Origin of the sequence: Barrientosiimonas endolithica (assembly GCF_030296655.1) — a bacterium.
Lineage (GTDB): Bacteria > Actinomycetota > Actinomycetes > Actinomycetales > Dermatophilaceae > Barrientosiimonas > Barrientosiimonas humi.
Genome location: NZ_AP027735.1, coordinates 1,628,666 through 1,644,948, shown reverse-complemented (window position 1 = coordinate 1,644,948; position 16,283 = coordinate 1,628,666). Strand labels below are relative to the sequence as shown.

At 72.4% G+C, this 16,283-nt stretch carries 19 protein-coding genes and 1 pseudogene; 13 read left to right on the top strand and 7 right to left on the bottom strand.

Going from position 1 to position 16,283, the window contains the following annotated elements; genetic code table 11:
* Window positions 1-102 precede the first annotated feature (102 nt).
* Window positions 103-2,070, top strand: a complete 1,968-nt coding sequence (locus tag QUE40_RS08355) for an HNH endonuclease signature motif containing protein (RefSeq protein WP_289232860.1) — start codon at window positions 103-105, stop codon at window positions 2,068-2,070.
* On the opposite strand, the gene QUE40_RS08350 is transcribed toward QUE40_RS08355, so the two are convergent.
* Window positions 2,040-2,606 carry an NUDIX domain-containing protein gene (locus QUE40_RS08350; protein ID WP_289232859.1) on the bottom strand — a complete coding sequence of 189 codons (567 nt, stop codon included), beginning with the start codon at window positions 2,604-2,606 and terminating at the stop codon, window positions 2,040-2,042. The genes QUE40_RS08355 and QUE40_RS08350 overlap by 31 nt on opposite strands.
* Before the next feature lie 72 nt (window positions 2,607-2,678).
* Complete coding sequence (locus QUE40_RS08345) at window positions 2,679-3,116, bottom strand: nitroreductase family deazaflavin-dependent oxidoreductase (RefSeq protein WP_142005246.1); 438 nt, start codon at window positions 3,114-3,116, stop codon at window positions 2,679-2,681.
* A gap of 86 nt (window positions 3,117-3,202) precedes the next feature.
* On the opposite strand from QUE40_RS08345, the pseudogene QUE40_RS08340 reads away from it, so the two are divergent.
* The 5 genes and pseudogenes from QUE40_RS08340 (at window position 3,203) to QUE40_RS08320 (ending at window position 6,469) form a co-directional block, all read left to right on the top strand.
* Window positions 3,203-3,744: pseudogene (locus QUE40_RS08340) on the top strand (HIT family protein).
* A gap of 28 nt (window positions 3,745-3,772) precedes the next feature.
* Entirely contained in the window at window positions 3,773-4,399 is a 627-nt protein-coding gene (pgsA, locus tag QUE40_RS08335) for a phosphatidylinositol phosphate synthase (RefSeq protein WP_142005245.1), read from the top strand.
* Window positions 4,396-4,818: an LpxL/LpxP family acyltransferase gene (locus tag QUE40_RS08330; protein ID WP_289232858.1), complete on the top strand. Its 423-nt coding sequence runs from the start codon at window positions 4,396-4,398 to the stop codon at window positions 4,816-4,818. The genes pgsA and QUE40_RS08330 overlap by 4 nt, the downstream gene beginning before the upstream one ends.
* Window positions 4,746-5,315: a phosphatidylinositol mannoside acyltransferase gene (locus QUE40_RS08325; protein ID WP_289232857.1), complete on the top strand. Its 570-nt coding sequence runs from the start codon at window positions 4,746-4,748 to the stop codon at window positions 5,313-5,315. The genes QUE40_RS08330 and QUE40_RS08325 overlap by 73 nt, the downstream gene beginning before the upstream one ends.
* Window positions 5,312-6,469 (top strand): glycosyltransferase family 4 protein, encoded by a 1,158-nt coding sequence (locus QUE40_RS08320; RefSeq protein WP_289232856.1) that lies wholly within the window; start codon window positions 5,312-5,314, stop codon window positions 6,467-6,469. Before QUE40_RS08325 ends, QUE40_RS08320 begins: the two co-directional genes overlap by 4 nt.
* Before the next feature lie 64 nt (window positions 6,470-6,533).
* Here the strand turns inward: QUE40_RS08320 and QUE40_RS19115 are convergent, their stop codons facing one another.
* A complete protein-coding gene (locus tag QUE40_RS19115) occupies window positions 6,534-6,812 on the bottom strand; it encodes a hypothetical protein (RefSeq protein WP_350227113.1) in 279 nt (92 codons plus the stop codon).
* A gap of 81 nt (window positions 6,813-6,893) precedes the next feature.
* On the opposite strand from QUE40_RS19115, the gene QUE40_RS19110 reads away from it, so the two are divergent.
* The gene (locus QUE40_RS19110) at window positions 6,894-7,043 is read left to right on the top strand and encodes a hypothetical protein (RefSeq protein ID WP_350227112.1); all 150 of its coding nucleotides are present in this window, start codon (window positions 6,894-6,896) and stop codon (window positions 7,041-7,043) included.
* 86 nt (window positions 7,044-7,129) lie between these two features.
* Window positions 7,130-8,077: a pyridoxal 5'-phosphate synthase lyase subunit PdxS gene (gene pdxS / locus QUE40_RS08310; protein ID WP_289232855.1), complete on the top strand. Its 948-nt coding sequence runs from the start codon at window positions 7,130-7,132 to the stop codon at window positions 8,075-8,077.
* A gap of 33 nt (window positions 8,078-8,110) precedes the next feature.
* Here the strand turns inward: pdxS and QUE40_RS08305 are convergent, their stop codons facing one another.
* A complete protein-coding gene (locus tag QUE40_RS08305; RefSeq protein WP_289232854.1) occupies window positions 8,111-9,004 on the bottom strand; it encodes a helix-turn-helix domain-containing protein in 894 nt (297 codons plus the stop codon).
* A 141-nt stretch (window positions 9,005-9,145) separates the two neighbouring features.
* On the opposite strand from QUE40_RS08305, the gene QUE40_RS08300 reads away from it, so the two are divergent.
* The 3 genes from QUE40_RS08300 (at window position 9,146) to QUE40_RS08290 (ending at window position 11,832) form a co-directional block, all read left to right on the top strand.
* Entirely contained in the window at window positions 9,146-10,399 is a 1,254-nt protein-coding gene (locus QUE40_RS08300; RefSeq protein WP_289232853.1) for an MFS transporter, read from the top strand.
* A 49-nt stretch (window positions 10,400-10,448) separates the two neighbouring features.
* Window positions 10,449-11,492 carry a zinc-dependent alcohol dehydrogenase family protein gene (locus QUE40_RS08295; protein WP_289232852.1) on the top strand — a complete coding sequence of 348 codons (1,044 nt, stop codon included), beginning with the start codon at window positions 10,449-10,451 and terminating at the stop codon, window positions 11,490-11,492.
* A 169-nt stretch (window positions 11,493-11,661) separates the two neighbouring features.
* Window positions 11,662-11,832: a PH domain-containing protein gene (locus QUE40_RS08290; RefSeq protein WP_289232851.1), complete on the top strand. Its 171-nt coding sequence runs from the start codon at window positions 11,662-11,664 to the stop codon at window positions 11,830-11,832.
* Window positions 11,833-11,847: 15 nt separating this feature from the next.
* Here QUE40_RS08290 and QUE40_RS08285 read toward each other — a convergent pair whose 3' ends face one another.
* The 3 genes from QUE40_RS08285 to QUE40_RS08275 are packed head-to-tail and all read right to left on the bottom strand — an operon-like array spanning window position 11,848 to window position 14,598.
* Window positions 11,848-12,996: a GNAT family N-acetyltransferase gene (locus tag QUE40_RS08285; protein WP_289232850.1), complete on the bottom strand. Its 1,149-nt coding sequence runs from the start codon at window positions 12,994-12,996 to the stop codon at window positions 11,848-11,850.
* Window positions 12,997-13,054: 58 nt separating this feature from the next.
* Window positions 13,055-13,207: an MFS transporter small subunit gene (locus QUE40_RS08280; RefSeq protein WP_289232849.1), complete on the bottom strand. Its 153-nt coding sequence runs from the start codon at window positions 13,205-13,207 to the stop codon at window positions 13,055-13,057.
* On the bottom strand, window positions 13,204-14,598 hold the full coding sequence (locus QUE40_RS08275) for an OFA family MFS transporter (RefSeq protein ID WP_289232848.1): 1,395 nt from the start codon (window positions 14,596-14,598) through the stop codon (window positions 13,204-13,206). Before QUE40_RS08275 ends, QUE40_RS08280 begins: the two co-directional genes overlap by 4 nt.
* Window positions 14,599-14,746: 148 nt before the next feature.
* On the opposite strand from QUE40_RS08275, the gene pdxT reads away from it, so the two are divergent.
* Window positions 14,747-15,343: a pyridoxal 5'-phosphate synthase glutaminase subunit PdxT gene (gene pdxT, locus QUE40_RS08270; RefSeq protein ID WP_289232847.1), complete on the top strand. Its 597-nt coding sequence runs from the start codon at window positions 14,747-14,749 to the stop codon at window positions 15,341-15,343.
* Between the two features lie 67 nt (window positions 15,344-15,410).
* Complete coding sequence (locus QUE40_RS08265) at window positions 15,411-16,184, top strand: YebC/PmpR family DNA-binding transcriptional regulator (protein WP_142005237.1); 774 nt, start codon at window positions 15,411-15,413, stop codon at window positions 16,182-16,184.
* Window positions 16,185-16,283 lie beyond the last annotated feature (99 nt).

Genomic DNA, 16,283 nt, shown 5'->3' with positions numbered 1-16,283 from the left:
CACACCGACGGTGGCGTCATCACCGGCAGCACGGACCCCGGCGGTGACGTCGCGGCGGGCGCGGATGTCGAGGCGCTCCAAGAGCAGGGCCGGCTGGGCGCGATGCTGCCGCTGGGCGACGGGCGCCCCGCGGCGGGGCACCGGGCCGCTCGGGGGCGGCTGGGTGACCTGACAGACCGCGCGGTCAGCGACGTCGCTGCGCTGCTGCAGTGGGGGCCGCGCACCGCGGCACGACGGATGCGCGAGGCCGTGGATGCGGTGTGTCTGACACCGGTCCTGGTCGACGAGCTCGCCGACGGCACCATCGACCGGGCCCGCGTGGCCGCGGTCACCGATGCGCTGATCGATGTGGCCGAGCCCGACCAGGCCTGGGCCGGGGCCCAGCTGGAGCACGCGATGCTGACCGGTGCCCGCGGCGGGATCGGGTCCTGGACCGCGACCACCACCCGCAAACGCGCCGCCGCTGCGGTCGCCGAGATCGACGCCGGTGTCACCGCCCGGTCTCGGGAACGGCGGATCCGGCAGGCCGAAGGCGTCTGGTTCGCCCCCGGCAAGGTCCGCGGCACCACCGACCTCAAAGCCACCCTGCGCACCGAACAAGCCGCGCAGATCAAGACCGCGATCGAAAAGCTCGCCTGGGCCTACCGCACCCAGCACCAGCAGCAGCCCGCCGACAGCACCCTCGAGGAAGAGCGCCAGCTCGCCCGTTCCGTGCCGGAACAGGCCGGCACGGAACGCGTCGACCGGGAGCAGCCGGGCCAGGCGCAGCCCCGCGACGAGCGGCCGGGTGAGGCGCAGCCCCGCGAGGAGCAGCCGGTCGGGGTGGTCGACCAGGCCGCCCATCAGGCCCGCGACACGGCGCAGCGGCAGGCGCCGACCCTGGCGCAGTGCCGCACCCAGGCCCTGAGCGACCTGCTGCTGGCCAACGCCCAGGTGCAGGCCGACTGCACCTTCCTGATCCCGGTCCGCGCCCCCGAGGACCACGCCGCGCTACGCGCCTGGGAAGACCTCGGCCCGGCCATGCAAGACACCGGCATGAGCCTGGCGCTGCGACCCACGCAAGAAGTCATCATCGACCCCGACAGCTTCACCACCTGGCTCGAGCACCACCCTCCGCCCCCGGACCACCCTGACCCCGAATGTCGCGATCAGGACGAGGACAGGGCGGGGCACCCCGAACCCTTCGTGGCTCGGCCGACTTGTTGCGACCTCGAGACTCGGCCGCCCGATCACGACCTCGAGGCGCCGCACGAGGACGACATCGTGGCGCCCGAGGACGAACCCCTCGTGATCGAGATCCCGCCGGACTGGCCCGCGGGGCCCGACGGCACACCCGCCGACCTCGGACCCCTGCTCCAGGCTGCCCGCGATGCCCAGGCTGCCACGGTCGCGACCGGTGCAGCCCACGTAGGCAACGGGTCGAGCGAGGCCGACGGGTCCGGCGCGCTGGACAGCAGCGACGCCCTGCCGCCGTGGGTGCCGCCCGGGCGGCGGGTGCGGCCCGACCCCTGGCTCGAAGCCGTCACCGGCACCATCGACAACCTGAGCCTGCTTAACCACCTGCTACGCCCCGGCCGCCCCGCCCCGTGCGACACCGGCGGCGCCCCGGACCACCCCTGGGCGCCGGGCCACCCCGGAGACATCACCATCGACGGCGTCGGCGTCATCCCTGCCGATCTGGTCCCCGGCCTGCTCGACGCCGTCGGCCACACCGCCGGCAGAGCCCTGCTGACCGAGACCACCGGCACCCTGCGCGAACACACGACCCACGCCTACCGCCCCAGCACCAAGATCCGCCGCTTCGTGAACCTGCGCGACCGCACCTGCCGCTTCCCCGGCTGCACCCGACCCGCCAGATACACCGACGCCGACCACATCACCGCCTACCGCCGCGCGCACCCCGGCACCACCACCCCCACCAACCTCGCCTGCCTGTGCCGCAGCCACCACCTCGCCAAACACTCCGGCGCCTGGACCGTCACCATCGACCCCCACGGCACCATCACCTGGACCAACCTCGCCGGCCACACCCTCATCACCTACCCCGACCACGACCCGCCACCCTTCTGACCGTGCGCCCGGGCGGCGCCGCGCAGCAGCGGCAGGACGGCTTCCGGATAGAGCGGAAGCACGGTTCGCACTTCACCAGGGAGTCCGTCGGCCTCGCCACCGTCGCCAGCGCCCCGCTCGGCGGGATCCCCGGCGTCGCGATCCCCGGCGTCGCGCCGGAGATCCCGCCACATCACGGGCAGCCGCTCGCCGTCGTTCTCGACCAGCTCGCCGCCCTCACGCGGGACTGGCGGGTCGATTCGGCCGGCGTAGACGAAGGCGACCTCGTGGCCGAGCTCTCCGTGGATCCGGAAGATGCTCTCGACGGCACCGAGGTAGTGCAGGAGCTCTACCTCGGCCGCCAGCTCTTCGCGGACCTCGCGCCGCACCGCCGCCTCGGTTGTCTCTCCGAGATTCACCGAGCCGCCCACGAATCGGTGATACCCACGAGGGTTCTCGACCGTGGGTGGCATGAGCGAGACCGCGTGCCGGGTGCCGGTGTCGTCGAGGATCACGAGCATCGCCTTGACCAGGATGTGCCCGCGACCGATCGCCATGCGCGCGAATCTAGCCGCGGTCGAGCCGGGCGCGCGCGACCGCAGCGGCAGTGACCGGCGGTGTCGCCTCGCTCAGGCGGTGCGCTCCACCACCAGCACGGGGATCTGCCGGTCGGTCTTCGTCTGGTACTCCGCGTAGGGCGGGTAGGCCGCGACCGCGCGCTCCCACCACTGCTCGCGCTCGTCGCCGCTGAGCTCACGCACGACCCCGTCGAACCGCTGCGTGCCGTCCTGCACCTCGACCTCAGGGTGAGCCGTCACGTTGAGGTACCAGGTCGGGTGCTCGGGCGCGCCGCCCTTGGAGGCGACGAGGGCGTACGCCCCGTCGTGCTCGACCCGCATCAGCGGCACGCGGCGCAGCTTGCCCGACTTGCGGCCGCGGATGGTGAACACGGCCACGCTCATGCCCTGCACGTCGGCGACCTCGGTGGTCCCGGCGGCGTCGATGGCGGCCAGCTGCTCGGCGACCCAGGGGGTCTTCTCCTCGGCGAGCTCTCCGTGAAGGGGCATCGGTGTTCCTCTCGTTGGGGACAGGCGTCCATCGCGACAACATCGCGGGTCCGGACTCGATTCCGGCTCCGCCTAGGATCGTGCCCGTGACCGACGCCACCGAGCCCGAGACCGACTTCGCGCGGGTGCCGGACGGCTTCCAGCGGCTGTGGACCCCGCACCGGATGGCGTACATCCAGGGCGAGAAGCCGGCCGACGAGCCGGGGGAGGGCTGCCCGTTCTGCGCCGCGCCGCACAAGTCCGACGCCGAGGGCCTCATCGTCCACCGCGGCGAGACCTGCTACGTCGTGCTCAACCTGTTCCCCTACAACCCCGGGCATGCGCTGATCTGTCCCTACCGCCACGAACCGGCGTACGTCGGGCTCACCGACGAGGAGACGCTGGAGTTCACCGCGCTCACCAAGGCGACCGTGCGCGCGCTCCAGCGCGCGTCGGCGCCGATGGGGTTCAACCTCGGGATGAACCAGGGGAGATCGCCGGAGCCGGGGTGGCCGCGCACCTGCACCAGCACGTCGTGCCGCGCTGGGGAGGCGACTCCAACTTCCTCCCGATCGTCGGCCAGACCAAGGCCCTGCCGGTGCTGCTGGAAGACACGCGACAGGCCCTGGTCGAGGCGTGGCCGTCCTGAGCCGCGCGGTCAGTACGCTGAGCGCACCATGCTGAACCGATTCGCGCGGGCGCTGTTCACCAAGCTGTTCACCCCGCTGGCCCGGCTCTTCCTGCGTCTCGGCATCAGTCCGGACGTCGTCACCCTGGTCGGCACCCTCGGCGTGAGCCTCGGGGCGCTGGCCTTCTACCCCCGCGGCGAGTTCTTCCTCGGGACGCTGATCATCACGCTCTTCGTCTTCTCCGACACGATCGACGGGGTCATGGCGCGCATGTCGGGGCGCTCCAGCAAGTGGGGTGCCTATCTCGACTCCACCCTCGACCGGGTCGGCGACGCCGCGATCTTCGGCGCGCTGGTCATGTACTACGCCGGCGACGGCGCCAACACGCTGATGGCCGCCCTGGCCCTGGCCTGTCTCATCCTCGGCAGCGTCGTGAGCTACGCCAAGGCGCGCGCCGAGGGCCTCGGCATGACCGCCAACGTCGGCATCGCCGAGCGCGCCGACCGGCTGGTCGCCGTGCTCGTCACCACCGGGCTGGTGGGCCTGGGGCTGCCCGAGGTCGTGCTGACCGTCGTGCTCGCGCTGCTCGCCGTCGCCAGCCTCGTCACCGTGCTGCAGCGCATCCTGACCGTCCGCCGGCAGGCGCTCGGCCCGGCCGCCACCCCGGAGTCATGAGCCGCTTCGCCGACCAGGCGACGCTGGCTGCCTATCGCCTGGGCTGGGCGGCCGTACGCCGGATGCCCGAGCGGGCTGCGTACGCCGCCTTCGACGGGATCGCCCGCGTCATGCACCGGCGCGGCGGCAAGGGCGTGGACCGGTTGCGGGCCAACTACGCACGGGTCCGCCCCGAGCTGGGGCCCGCGGAGCTGGACGCGCTGGTGCTCGCCGGGCTGCGGTCGTACATGAGGTACTGGTGCGAGGCCTTCCGGTTGCCCGACATGACGATCGACGAGCTCGTCGACCGGGTGCGCCTGCCCGGCATCGAGGCGCTGCGGGCCCAGCTCGACTCCGGCGGCCCGGGGTGCTGTTCCTCGGGCACCTCGGCAACTGGGACATGCTCGGCGCCTGGGCCACCACCCAGCTGGCCCCCGTGACGACCGTCGCCGAGCGGCTCGAGCCCGAGGAGCTGTTCGAGGAGTTCCTGTCCTTCCGCGAGGCGCTCGGCATGACGATCCTGCCGCTCACCGGTGGGCAGAGCGCGTTCGGCCAGCTGCTGCGCGCCGCCCGCGACGGCGCCCTCATCCCGCTGCTCGCCGACCGCGACCTCACGACCAGCGGGATCCCGGTCACCCTCTGCGGCCACGCCGCCAGCGCCGCCGCCGGACCGGCCGCCCTGGCCGTGGCCTCCGGGGCGCCGCTGTTCAGCCTCGGGGTGCACTACGAACGACGCCCGGACGGCAGGTACGACGTCGTCGGCACCTTCGGCGGGCCGTACGACCCGCCCGAGGGGCTCGCCCGGGACGCCCAGATCGCGGCGCTGACCCAGCGGTGCGTCGACGACCTGTCGGTGATCATCCGCGAGCACACCGAGGACTGGCACGTGATGCAGCGGGTCTTCACCGACGACCTCCCGCGGCGGAGGCCCGGATGAGGATCGGGATCGTCAGCCCGTACTCCTTCGACGTGCCCGGCGGGGTCAACCTGCACGTGCAGGACCTCGCCGAGAGCCTGATCGGCCTCGGGCACGAGGTGAGCGTGCTCGCGCCGGCCGACGACGGCACGCCCGTGCCGGACTTCGTGACGTCGGCGGGCAAGGCGGTGCCCGTGCCGTACAACGGGTCGGTCTCCCGCCTGACGTTCGGGCCGGTCACCGCCGCCCGGGTCAGCCGCTGGATCGAGCGCGGCGGATTCGACGTCATCCACGTGCACGAGCCGATCACCACCAGCGTGTCCATGCTCGCGATGTTCGCCGTCGAGGGTCCGGTGGTCGCCACGTTCCACACCTCCCAGCTGCGATCGCGCCTGCTGGTCACCCTCGGCGGCTTCCTGCAGCCGAGCCTGGAGAAGCTCAGCGCGCGCATCGCCGTCTCCGAGGACGCCCGCCGCACCGTGACCACGCACCTGGGCGGCGACGCCGTGATCATCCCCAACGGCGTGTTCGTCGACCGGTTCGCCGGAGCGACGCCGCGTCCGGAGTGGCAGGGGACGCCCGAGCGGCCGACGATCGCCTTCCTCGGTCGCATCAACGAGCCGCGCAAGGGGCTGCCGGTGCTGCTGCGGGCGATGCCCCGCATGCTGCGCGAGATCCCCGGGCTGCGCCTGCTGGTCGCCGGTCCCGGCGACGCCAAGGAGGCGCTGGCGGGCCAGCCGCGCGAGGTCGTGGCGGCCTGCGAGATGCTCGGCGCGGTGAGCGACGCCGACAAGCCACGCCTGCTCGCGTCGGCCGACGTCTACTGCGCGCCCAACACCGGCGGCGAGAGCTTCGGGATCATCCTCATCGAGGCGATGAGCGCGGGCGCCCCGGTGCTGGCGAGCGACCTGGGAGCCTTCCGGCGGGTGCTCGACGACGGCCGCGTCGGTGCGCACTTCCGCAACGAGGACCCCGAAAGCCTTACGGCAGAAGCGATCTCGCTCCTGCGCGACGAGCCCCGGCGCGCACGGCTGCGCGCCGACGGGCTCGCGCGGGCGCGGCAGTTCGACTGGTCGGTCGTGACGCACGAGATCCTCGCGGTCTACGAGACGGCCATCGCCGGCTACGCCCCGCCGGCCTCGGGCCGGACCCTGCGGCGCTGGGGGAGCGGCTGATGGAGATCGTCGCGTGGGTCGCGCTGGTCGTGACCCTGGTGTCGTTGATCGCGTGGCGGCTGACCTACACGGCGGCCCGGCTCGACCGGTTGCACGGGCGGGTCGAGGGCACCGTGTCGGCGCTGGACGCCCAGCTGGTGCGGCGCGCCGAGGCGAGCCTGGAGCTGGCCCGGTCCGGTGGGCTGGACCAGGTGTCGTCCCTGTTCCTGGGCGCGGCCGCGACGGCCTCGCTGGAGATGGCCGACCACGAAGAGGTCACCAGCGAGGTGCGCGAGCAGGGCATCCGCCCCGACCGGGAGGCCGCCGAGAACGCGCTCACCGAGGCGCTGGCCGAGGTGCTCACGCCGGAGGTGGTCGCCGACCTGCGCGAGCGCGGGGAGCGGGCGCCGAGGGCGTCGCGCTCATCGCCAGCGCGGGCAAGCGGGTGCAGCTGTCGCGGCGGTTCTACAACGACGCCGTGCGGGACGTACGCCGGGTGCGGGCCAAGCGGCTGGTGCGCTGGTTCCGCCTCGCCGGACGCACGGCGCTGCCGCAGTCGATCGACTTCGACGACTCGCTGCCGGCCGCGCTGTAGCCGCTGCCCCAACCGGCCGTGGCCGCTAGGTGCCACGAGGGCCAGGGTGGCCTTTTGCTGCCTCGACGTGGTCGTACGCTGGCCGCATGACTGCCACGCTGCCCAGCACGACCGCGCCCGACAGCACCCGCGAGACCGGCACCGCCCGGGTCAAGCGCGGCATGGCCGAGATGCTCAAGGGCGGCGTCATCATGGACGTCGTCACTGCCGAGCAGGCCAAGATCGCCGAGGACTCCGGCGCCGTCGCGGTCATGGCGCTCGAGCGCGTGCCGGCCGACATCCGCGCCGAGGGCGGCGTCTCGCGGATGAGCGACCCCGACATGATCGAAGGCATCGTCGAGGCGGTCTCGATCCCGGTGATGGCCAAGGCGCGCATCGGCCACTTCGTCGAGGCGCAGGTGCTGCAGAGCCTCGGTGTCGACTACATCGACGAGTCCGAGGTGCTGACCCCGGCCGACTACGCCCACCACATCGACAAGTGGGAGTTCACCGTGCCGTTCGTGTGCGGTGCCACCAACCTGGGCGAGGCGCTGCGCCGCATCACCGAGGGCGCGGCGATGATCCGCTCCAAGGGCGAGGCCGGCACCGGTGACGTGTCCAACGCGACCACGCACATGCGCACGCTCCGGGCCGAGATCAACCGGCTGCGCAGCATGGCCCCCGACGAGCTGTACGTCGCCGCGAAGGAGCTGCAGGCGCCGCACGACCTCGTCCGCGAGGTGGCCGAGCAGGGCAAGCTGCCGGTCGTGCTGTTCACCGCCGGCGGCATCGCGACCCCCGCCGACGCCGCGATGATGATGCAGCTCGGCGCCGAGGGCGTGTTCGTGGGCTCCGGCATCTTCAAGTCCGGCAACCCCGCCGAGCGCGCCGCGGCGATCGTCAAGGCGACCACCTTCTTCGACGACCCCGACGTGATCGCCAAGGTGTCGCGCGGCCTCGGCGACGCGATGGTCGGCATCAACGTCCCGTGGTCGAAGTCGGGCGGCACCGAGCACGCCACGGAGTTCACCCGGCTGGCCGACCGCGGCTGGTGACCCCGGCCGCAGCCTGAGGGGTCCGACCGGACGTCAGCCCACGGTGCGCGGGCTCGTCTCCGGACCGGTCGGCGCCGCCCAGCTCGCCAGGAGCTGCAGCTGCTGCTCGTGCGCCGACCCCGGCTCGGCGGTGTAGAACGACAGGTCGTGCCAGGCGCGCTGCCCGGTGGGAAGCGTCACGGACTGATAGGTGAGCTCGATCTCGCCGACGGCCGGGTGCCGCAACCGCTTGATCCCCTCGTGCCGGATCCGGATGTCGTGCGCGGCCCAGAAGGAGGCGAACTCCTCGCTGGCCGTGGACAGCTCGCCGATCAGCTCACGCAGCCCCTTGTCGTACGGCTCGCGGCCGGCCTCGGCGCGCAGCAGCGCCACGGTGGCGGCCGCGCCGTCGGCCCAGTCGACGAAGAAGCCCTTCGAGGACTCGTCGAGGAAGTGGTATCTCGCGAAGTTCGGAACGCCCGCCGCCGTCGTCGTCGGGCTGGCGAACATCGGCGCGTGCAGGGCCCGCCCCAGCGCGTTCGACCCGAGGACGTCGAGGTGGCCGTTGCGCACGAACGCGGCCGACATCGTCACCGAGTCGAGCATCCACTGCACCTGCGGGGCGACCGTGGCGTCGCGGCGCCGGCGGTCCGCCCGGCGGTGCGCGGGCTTGGCGGCGCGGGCCATGTCGTGCAGGTAGGTGCGCTCGTCGTCGTCGAGGCGTAGCGCCGCCGCCACCGCGTCGAGCACCTCGGCCGACACCTCGGCGATGTGCCCCTTCTCCAGCCGGGTGTACCACTCGGTGCTCACGCCGGCGAGCACGGCGACCTCCTCGCGGCGCAGCCCGGGCACCCTGCGCCGGGCGCTCGTGGGCAGGCCGACCTGGTCGGGGGTGAGCCTCGCCCGCCGGGTGGCGAGGAAGTCGCGGATGTCGGCGCGGTTGTCCATGACCGACGACGCTACGCGCACCCGCCGCCCGGAGAGGGGTCGAGATTCTGCCCCTATAACCGCGACCTTCCCCACCCGCGGGAACGGCGGTCCGATGGATCACGACCGATCCACGTCCGCACCCGCTGAGGTAGTTCTTCCATGTCAGACACATCCACCCTGGCCCCGGCAGGCGGCCCGCGCATCCCCGACGCGGCCACGCCCGACCGGCGCCTCCCGCTCGTCGTGCACGTGCTCGCGCTCGGCACGTTCCTCATGCTCACCACCGAGTTCGTCGTCGCGGGGATCCTCCCCGAGATCGCCGGCGACCTCGGCATCTCGTGGGGCCAGGCCGGCTCGCTCATCACCGTCTTCGCGGTCGGCATGATCATCGGGGCTCCGGTGATGACCCTGGCCACGATGCGCATCTCGCAGAAGCTCACGCTGCTCCTGGCGCTGGTGGTCTTCGTCGCAGGGCACGTCTTCGTCGCGCTGGGCTCGAGCCTCTCCGCCCTGCTCGTGGCGCGGTTCGTCACCGCCCTCGCCACCGGCGCCTTCTGGGCGGTCGCGGCCGTCGTGGCCTCCCGCGCCGCCGGACCCGCGCTCGGCTCGCGCGCCGTGGGGATCGTCGCTGCGGGCGGTTCGCTGGCGACCGTCCTCGGAGTGCCCCTGGGGGCGTACGTCGCTCAGCAGGTCGGATGGCGAGGCACCTTCTGGGCGCTGGCGGCTGCGGCCGCGCTGGCCGTGGTCCTCGTCGAGCGGCTCGTCCCACGCGACGAGCCGCACGCGCCGTCGGCGACGATGCTGTCCGAGCTCGTCGACCTGCGCTCCGGGCGGCTGTGGCTCGTGCTCGCCGCGTGCGTGACGACCACGGGCGGGGTCCTTGCGGCCTACTCCTTCGTCGCTCCGGTGCTCGTCGAGCGGGCGGGCCTGTCCGCGTCGCTCGTGCCGCTCGTCCTCACCGGGTTCGGCGTCGGGTCGTTCGTCGGCACGATCGTCGGCGGCCGTCTCGGCGACGCGCACCCGCACCTGGTGACGGTCGTGACGCCCGCGGTGACCACGCTCGTCCTGCTCGCGATGGCGCTGCTCACCGGCTCGACCGGAGCCACGGTCGCCCTGCTGGTGGTGCTCGGTCTGTTCGGGCTCAGCGCCAACAGCGTGCTCATCCACCTCGCCGTCGGGTTCGCGGGACGCGCGGCGACCCTCGGTTCGGCGCTCAGCGTCGCGGCCTTCAACGTCGGGACCGCGATCGGCACCGCGGTTGCCGGGACGGTCATCGCGACCCCGCTCGGGCTGACCGGACCCACCCTGGTCGGCGCCGCATTCGTCGCGCTCACGCTGATCCCGGTCGGCGTGCTCGCTCTCCTAGCTCGCCGATCGGGCCGGGCCGCGGGCTCCCCGGTCGGGTCGCGCTGACCTGCGCCAGACGTACACCAATCACGCTGTCACAGAAAGAGATTCAACGATGCGCGCAACCCTCATGCACTCCGCCGGCGACGTCCGGATCGAGGACGTCCCCGACTCGCGGATCAAGAACCCCACGGATGCTCTGGTGCGGATCACCGCGTCCTGCGTCTGCGGGTCCGACCTGCACCCCTATCGCTCGATGGCGCCCGGGAGCGGCCCGGCGCGGATGGGGCACGAGCTCATCGGCGTCGTCGAGGACGTCGGCCCCGAGGTGGTGACGCTGCGACCGGGCGACCTGGTCGTCGCGCCGTTCGCGATCTCGGACAACACCTGCGCGTTCTGCCGCGAGGGGCTGCACGCCTCCTGCGCCCACCACGAGGCGAGCTTCTGGGACGGCATCGACGACGAGGGCGGGCAGGCCGAGGCCGTGCGCGTGCCGCTCGCCGACGGCACGCTCGTGAAGCTGCCGGTGGCCGCCGACTCGGCGCTGGTCCCGTCGCTGCTGACCCTGGCCGACGTGCTCGGGACGGGGTACCACGCCGCGAAGATGGCCGGCGTCCGACCCGGCCACCGGGTGACCGTGATCGGCGACGGCGCGGTGGGACTGCTCGCGGTCCTGTCGGCGAAGCGGCTCGGCGCCGAGCAGATCATCCTGATGGGGCGGCACCCGGCGCGCACCGACCTCGGGCGCGAGCTCGGCGCGACCGACGTCGTCGCCGAGCGCGGCGAGGAGGGCGTCGCCCGGGTGCGCGAGCTGACCGGCGGCCAGGGGACGCACGCGGTGCTCGAGGCGGTCGGGCACCTGCCGGCCTACGAGCAGGCCTTCGGCGTCGTCCGCCCGGGCGGGGTGATCAGCCGGGTCGGAGTCCCGCAGTACGAGGAGGCGCCGATCGGGTTCGGCAGCCTGTTCCGGCACAACGTCCGGCTGGCCGGCGGGCCTGCGCCGGTGCGGGCGTACATCGAGGAGCTGCTGCCCGACATCCTCGACGGGACGATCGAGCCCGGGAAGGTGTTCGACGTCGAGACCGACCTCGCCGGAGTGCCCGGTGGCTACCGGGACATGGACGAGCGGCGCAGCCTGAAGGTGCTGGTGCGACTGTGACCAGCCGAGGGATAACCCAGGACGTCAAGCATGTGATGTTCGGTGTGACCGTGCTCAACAAGGACAACTTCGAGCGCGCAGACGTGACGTTTACCTCGAAGTAGTCAGCCGGCAGGCCGGTTCGACGAAACGGCCCCCTGGAATCCCCATGCGCAGGCAGGATCTGCGCATGGGGATTCTTCACGGGCTCGCAGGAAACATGCAGCAGATCGACCAGCAGCAGGCGGCGGCCGAGTACGGCCCATGGTTGCTGGAAGAGGAGCAGGTCCAGAGCGCGTACAAGATGCTGCGTGACGGCTTCTGCATCACGAACCACCGAATCAACGCCGCCGATCGCTGAGCACTGTGCGTCGTGTCAGGTGCCCAGCTCGACCCGCAGCCAGCGGAAGGCGTGCAGGTCCTCGGGGGTCAGGTCGACCGGTCCGTCCAGGTCGGCCCGGAACGACACGCTCGTCCCGGGCCGCCCGCCACCCGCGACCGGGGCGAGCTCGCGGTCGGGGAGGCCGTGCCGATAGGTCTGTGACCACGACCCGTCCGCGCGACGGTTCTCGTGCACGAGCACGCTGCTGAGCGCAGCAACGCTCGACATGCCGCGCCGCGGGAGCCCGTCGGGGAGCAGGGGAGCGGCGGCCTCGTCCTGGAAGCGGACGTCCGGCGTCGCCATCACAGGTTTGCGCACGACGCGGCCCTGCCCGTCACGGCGGGTGTCGGTGCCCCGGCCGTCGTCGCTGATCGTGACCGTCCCGTCGGGATGGGTCGTCACCACGGCCGTCCCGACGCGCCCCAGCCGGGCAGCCTCGTCGTCGGCGTACGCGAGCACCTCGAGGATCAGGTGGCGTCGCCCGTCGGCGACCCCAGGGCGGCTCAGCCGCTCGCGCACCTGCGCCAGATGCTCGCCGTCGACGTCGATGCTCCAGCGGTGCGTGGTGGTCAGCCAGGCGGATCGATCGTTCGCCGGCGCGTCGTCGCCGGCCACGCCGTCCGGAAGCACCATCAGCAGCACGTCGGGCTCTTCGTCGCCCAGCCAGTCCGGCCGGCCGGTGCCGACCTCGACCCAGCCGCGGTGCCGATAGACGGCGGCCGCCCGCGAGTGCCGCTGTACGACATCGAGGACCGGCGCGGCGCCCTCGCCTCGCGCGGCGCTCACCGCCACGTCCAGCAACCGCCCGCCGACACCGCTCCCGACGACGTCGTGAGCCACGAAAAGCACTGACACGCAAAGCAGCTCGGCGACCGGTCGGCGCGCGCCACGGGACCACTGCTCGGCGAACGGGTCGTCGGGAAGGACCTGTGTCAACGACACGTGACCCACCACGGTGCCGTCGACCTCGGCCACCCACGCGGAGCGCTCGGTCGCGCGCCGCACGAAGTGCTCCGGCGGGAACGGAAGCGGCCAGCGCAGCGGGTAGCGCGACGTCAGCTGCTGCGCGGCGAGGACCTCGACCAGCCGAGGCAGGTCGTCGTCGCGGCGCGGTCGGACGGCCACCGGTGCGGGAGCGGTCACCCGGCCGAGCCTAGGGCCAGGCCCCGACCTGTCGGCCCGACCGCTCAGCGCTCAGCGCTCAGCCACCGAACAGCTGCAGCGCCTTCAGGATCGCCTGCCACACGCCGTACAGCAGCGGGATGGCGACGACCACCCACGCGGCCACCACCAGGGCCGTGCTGCTGTCGGACCCGCCCGGGACCTCGAGCTCGTCGTTTCCGCGGTCGTTCATCGCACACCTCCATCGGTCACGGGCTCGGCGTCACGCGCAGCGTGCGCCAGCGGGTCGAAGTGCTTCTCGTCGACCGGCCGGATCAACAGGTTCGCGACGAAGCCGACCACCAGGATCGCCACCATCGTGAGCAGCGCCGGGCGGTAGTCCGACGCCACCAGGTTGCCGGGATGCCCTGCGGCGTCGAGGAACCCGTTGACGATCAGCGGGCCGACGACACCGGCCGCGGACCACGCGGTGAGCAGCCGGCCGTGGATCGCCCCGACCTCGAGCGTGCCGAACAGGTCCTTCAGGTAGGCCGGCACGGTGGCGAACCCGCCGCCGTAGAACGAGATGATCACCAGCGCCAGCACCACGAAGATGCCGGTGGCGGAGTTGCCGATCGTGGCGAGCAGGGCGTACATCACGGCCCCGACGCCCAGATACATCATGTACGTCCGTCGCCGGCCGATGATGTCCGACGTCGTCGACCACGCGAACCGGCCGAGCATGTTCGCCACGCTGAGCATTCCGACGAATCCGGCTGCCACTGCTGCGGATACGGTCGACGCGCCGTTCTCGCGGAAGAAGTCCTGGATCATCGGCGCGGCCTGCTCGAGGATGCCGATGCCGGCCGTCACGTTGCAGAACAGCACGACCCACAGGAACCAGAACTGCCGGGTGCGCATGGCCTCGGTGGCCCGCACGAGCGCCCCGCCGTAACCCGGCTGGTGGGCGACCTCGTCGTCGTGGCCGCCGTATCCCGGAGGGAGCCGGATCAGGGCGACGCCGATCATCATGAAGACCGCGTAGATCAGGCCCAGCGTGACGAAGGTGCTGGTGAGCGCCTCGGTCGAGGCGACCGCGCCGCGCGCGTTGGGGTCGAAGTCGCTGTCGAACCAGCGCAGCAGCTGGTTCGACAGGGGAGCGGCCACCAGGGCGCCGCCGCCGAAGCCCATGATCGCCATGCCGGTGGCGAGGCCGGGCCGGTCGGGGAACCACTTGATCAGCGTGGAGACGGGGGAGATGTAGCCGATGCCGAGCCCGATGCCGCCCAGCACGCCGTACCCGAGGTAGAGCAGCCACAGCTGGCCGGTCGCGATGCCGAGCGCGCCCACGAGGAACCCGACCGACCAGAAGACCGCCGACACGAGCATCGCCCGCCGCGGCCCGTTGCGCTCGACCCAGCGGCCGCCGAACGCCGCCGCGAGCCCGAGGAAGACGATGGCGATGGAGAACACCCACGCCACGGCGGTCTGCGAGGAGCCGAACCGCTCGACGAGCGAGGTCTTGAACACCGAGAAGGCGTAGACCTGCCCGATGGACATGTGGACGGCCAACGCGGCGGGCGGGATCAGCCAACGGCTGTAGCCGCTCCCGGCCACCGATGACTGCTTGTCGAGGAACGCCAAGGCAAAGCCTCCGTGATGCAGGTGACGGTGCACTGGTCGTAGTGCAGGTTTCAACCTAGTGATGCGAAGGCCTGTCCTGCGTCACCCCGAGGGGTCAGGTTCGAGACCGTCCGACCCCGCGCGGGCCGCGCGACCTACGCTCGCCGTCGTGAGCAAGACCGTGGGAGTCCTGGCCGTCCAGGGCGACGTGCGCGAGCACCTGGTCGCCCTGCGCGAGAGCGGGGCGGAGGCCGTGCCCGTGCGCCGGCCGGAGGAGCTGGAACGGGTCGACGGGCTGGTGCTGCCCGGCGGGGAGTCGACCACGATGATCCGGCTGCTGCGGACGTTCGACCTGCTCGCCCCGCTCCGCGAGCGAATCGCGGACGGGCTGCCGGCGTACGGCTCGTGCGCGGGCATGATCCTGCTCGCCGAGCAGGTGCTCGACGGTCAGCCCGACCAGGAGACCGTCGGCGGTCTCGACGTGACCGTACGGCGCAACGCCTTCGGCCGGCAGGTCGACTCGTTCGAGACCGACCTCGAGCTCACGGGCGTGGCGGGCGGCCCGGTGCACGCCGTGTTCATCCGCGCGCCGTGGGTCGAGGCGAGCGGCCCCGAGGTCGAGGTGCTGGCGACCGTTCCGTCCGGCCCGGCCGCGGGCCGGGTCGTGGCCGTACGCCAGGGTCACCTCCTCGCGACGTCCTTCCATCCCGAGGTGACCGGCGACCACCGGGTGCACGCCGCGTTCGTCGATTCGCTCGCTGGGTAGGATCGACCAGGCTCGCGGGCCAGGACCGGCGAGCGAGATCGGCACGACGGACGGGTACGAGGGAGACATGAGCGGTCACTCCAAGTGGGCGACGACCAAGCACAAGAAGGCTGCGATCGACGCCAAGCGCGGCAAGCTGTTCGCCAAGCTCATCAAGAACATCGAGGTGGCGGCGCGGCAGGGCGGTGGCGACCCCACCGGCAACCCCACGCTCTTCGACGCGATCCAGAAGGCCAAGAAGTCCTCGGTCCCCAACGACAACATCGACCGCGCGGTGAAGCGCGGCTCGGGTGCCGAGGCCGGCGGCGCCGACTACCAGGCGCTGACCTACGAGGGCTACGCCCCGGGCGGCGTGGCGCTGCTCATCGAGGTGCTGACCGACAACAAGAACCGGGCCGTCGCCGAGGTGCGCACCGCGCTGAACAAGAACGGCGGCAGCATGGCCGAGTCCGGCTCGGTCGCCTACATCTTCAACCGCAAGGGCGTCGTCATCGTGCCCAAGCAGCAGGACGGCAAGGGCGAGACCACCGAGGACGACCTGCTCGAGGTGGTCCTCGACGCCGGCGCCGAGGAGGTCAACGACCTCGGCGAGTCCTTCGAGGTCGTCTCCGAGGCCGGCGACGTCGTCGCGGTGCGCGAGTCGCTGCAGGGCGCGGGCCTGGACTACGACTCCGCCGAGGCGTCGTGGCTGCCCAACGTCGAGGTCCCGCTCGACAAGGACGGCGCCAAGAAGATGTTCCGGATCATCGAGGCGCTCGAGGACAGCGACGACGTGCAGAACGTCTTCGCCAACGGCGACGTCCCCGACGACGTCCTCGTGCAGCTCGGCGCCGAGGACTGACCGACTCGCCCGGCAGCCTCCCCGGCCGCGCGGGTGAGCGCGGTTAGGGTCGGAGCCGCCGAACACCTGTTCGGCCCGGGTCGGCAGGGCGTACGTCGG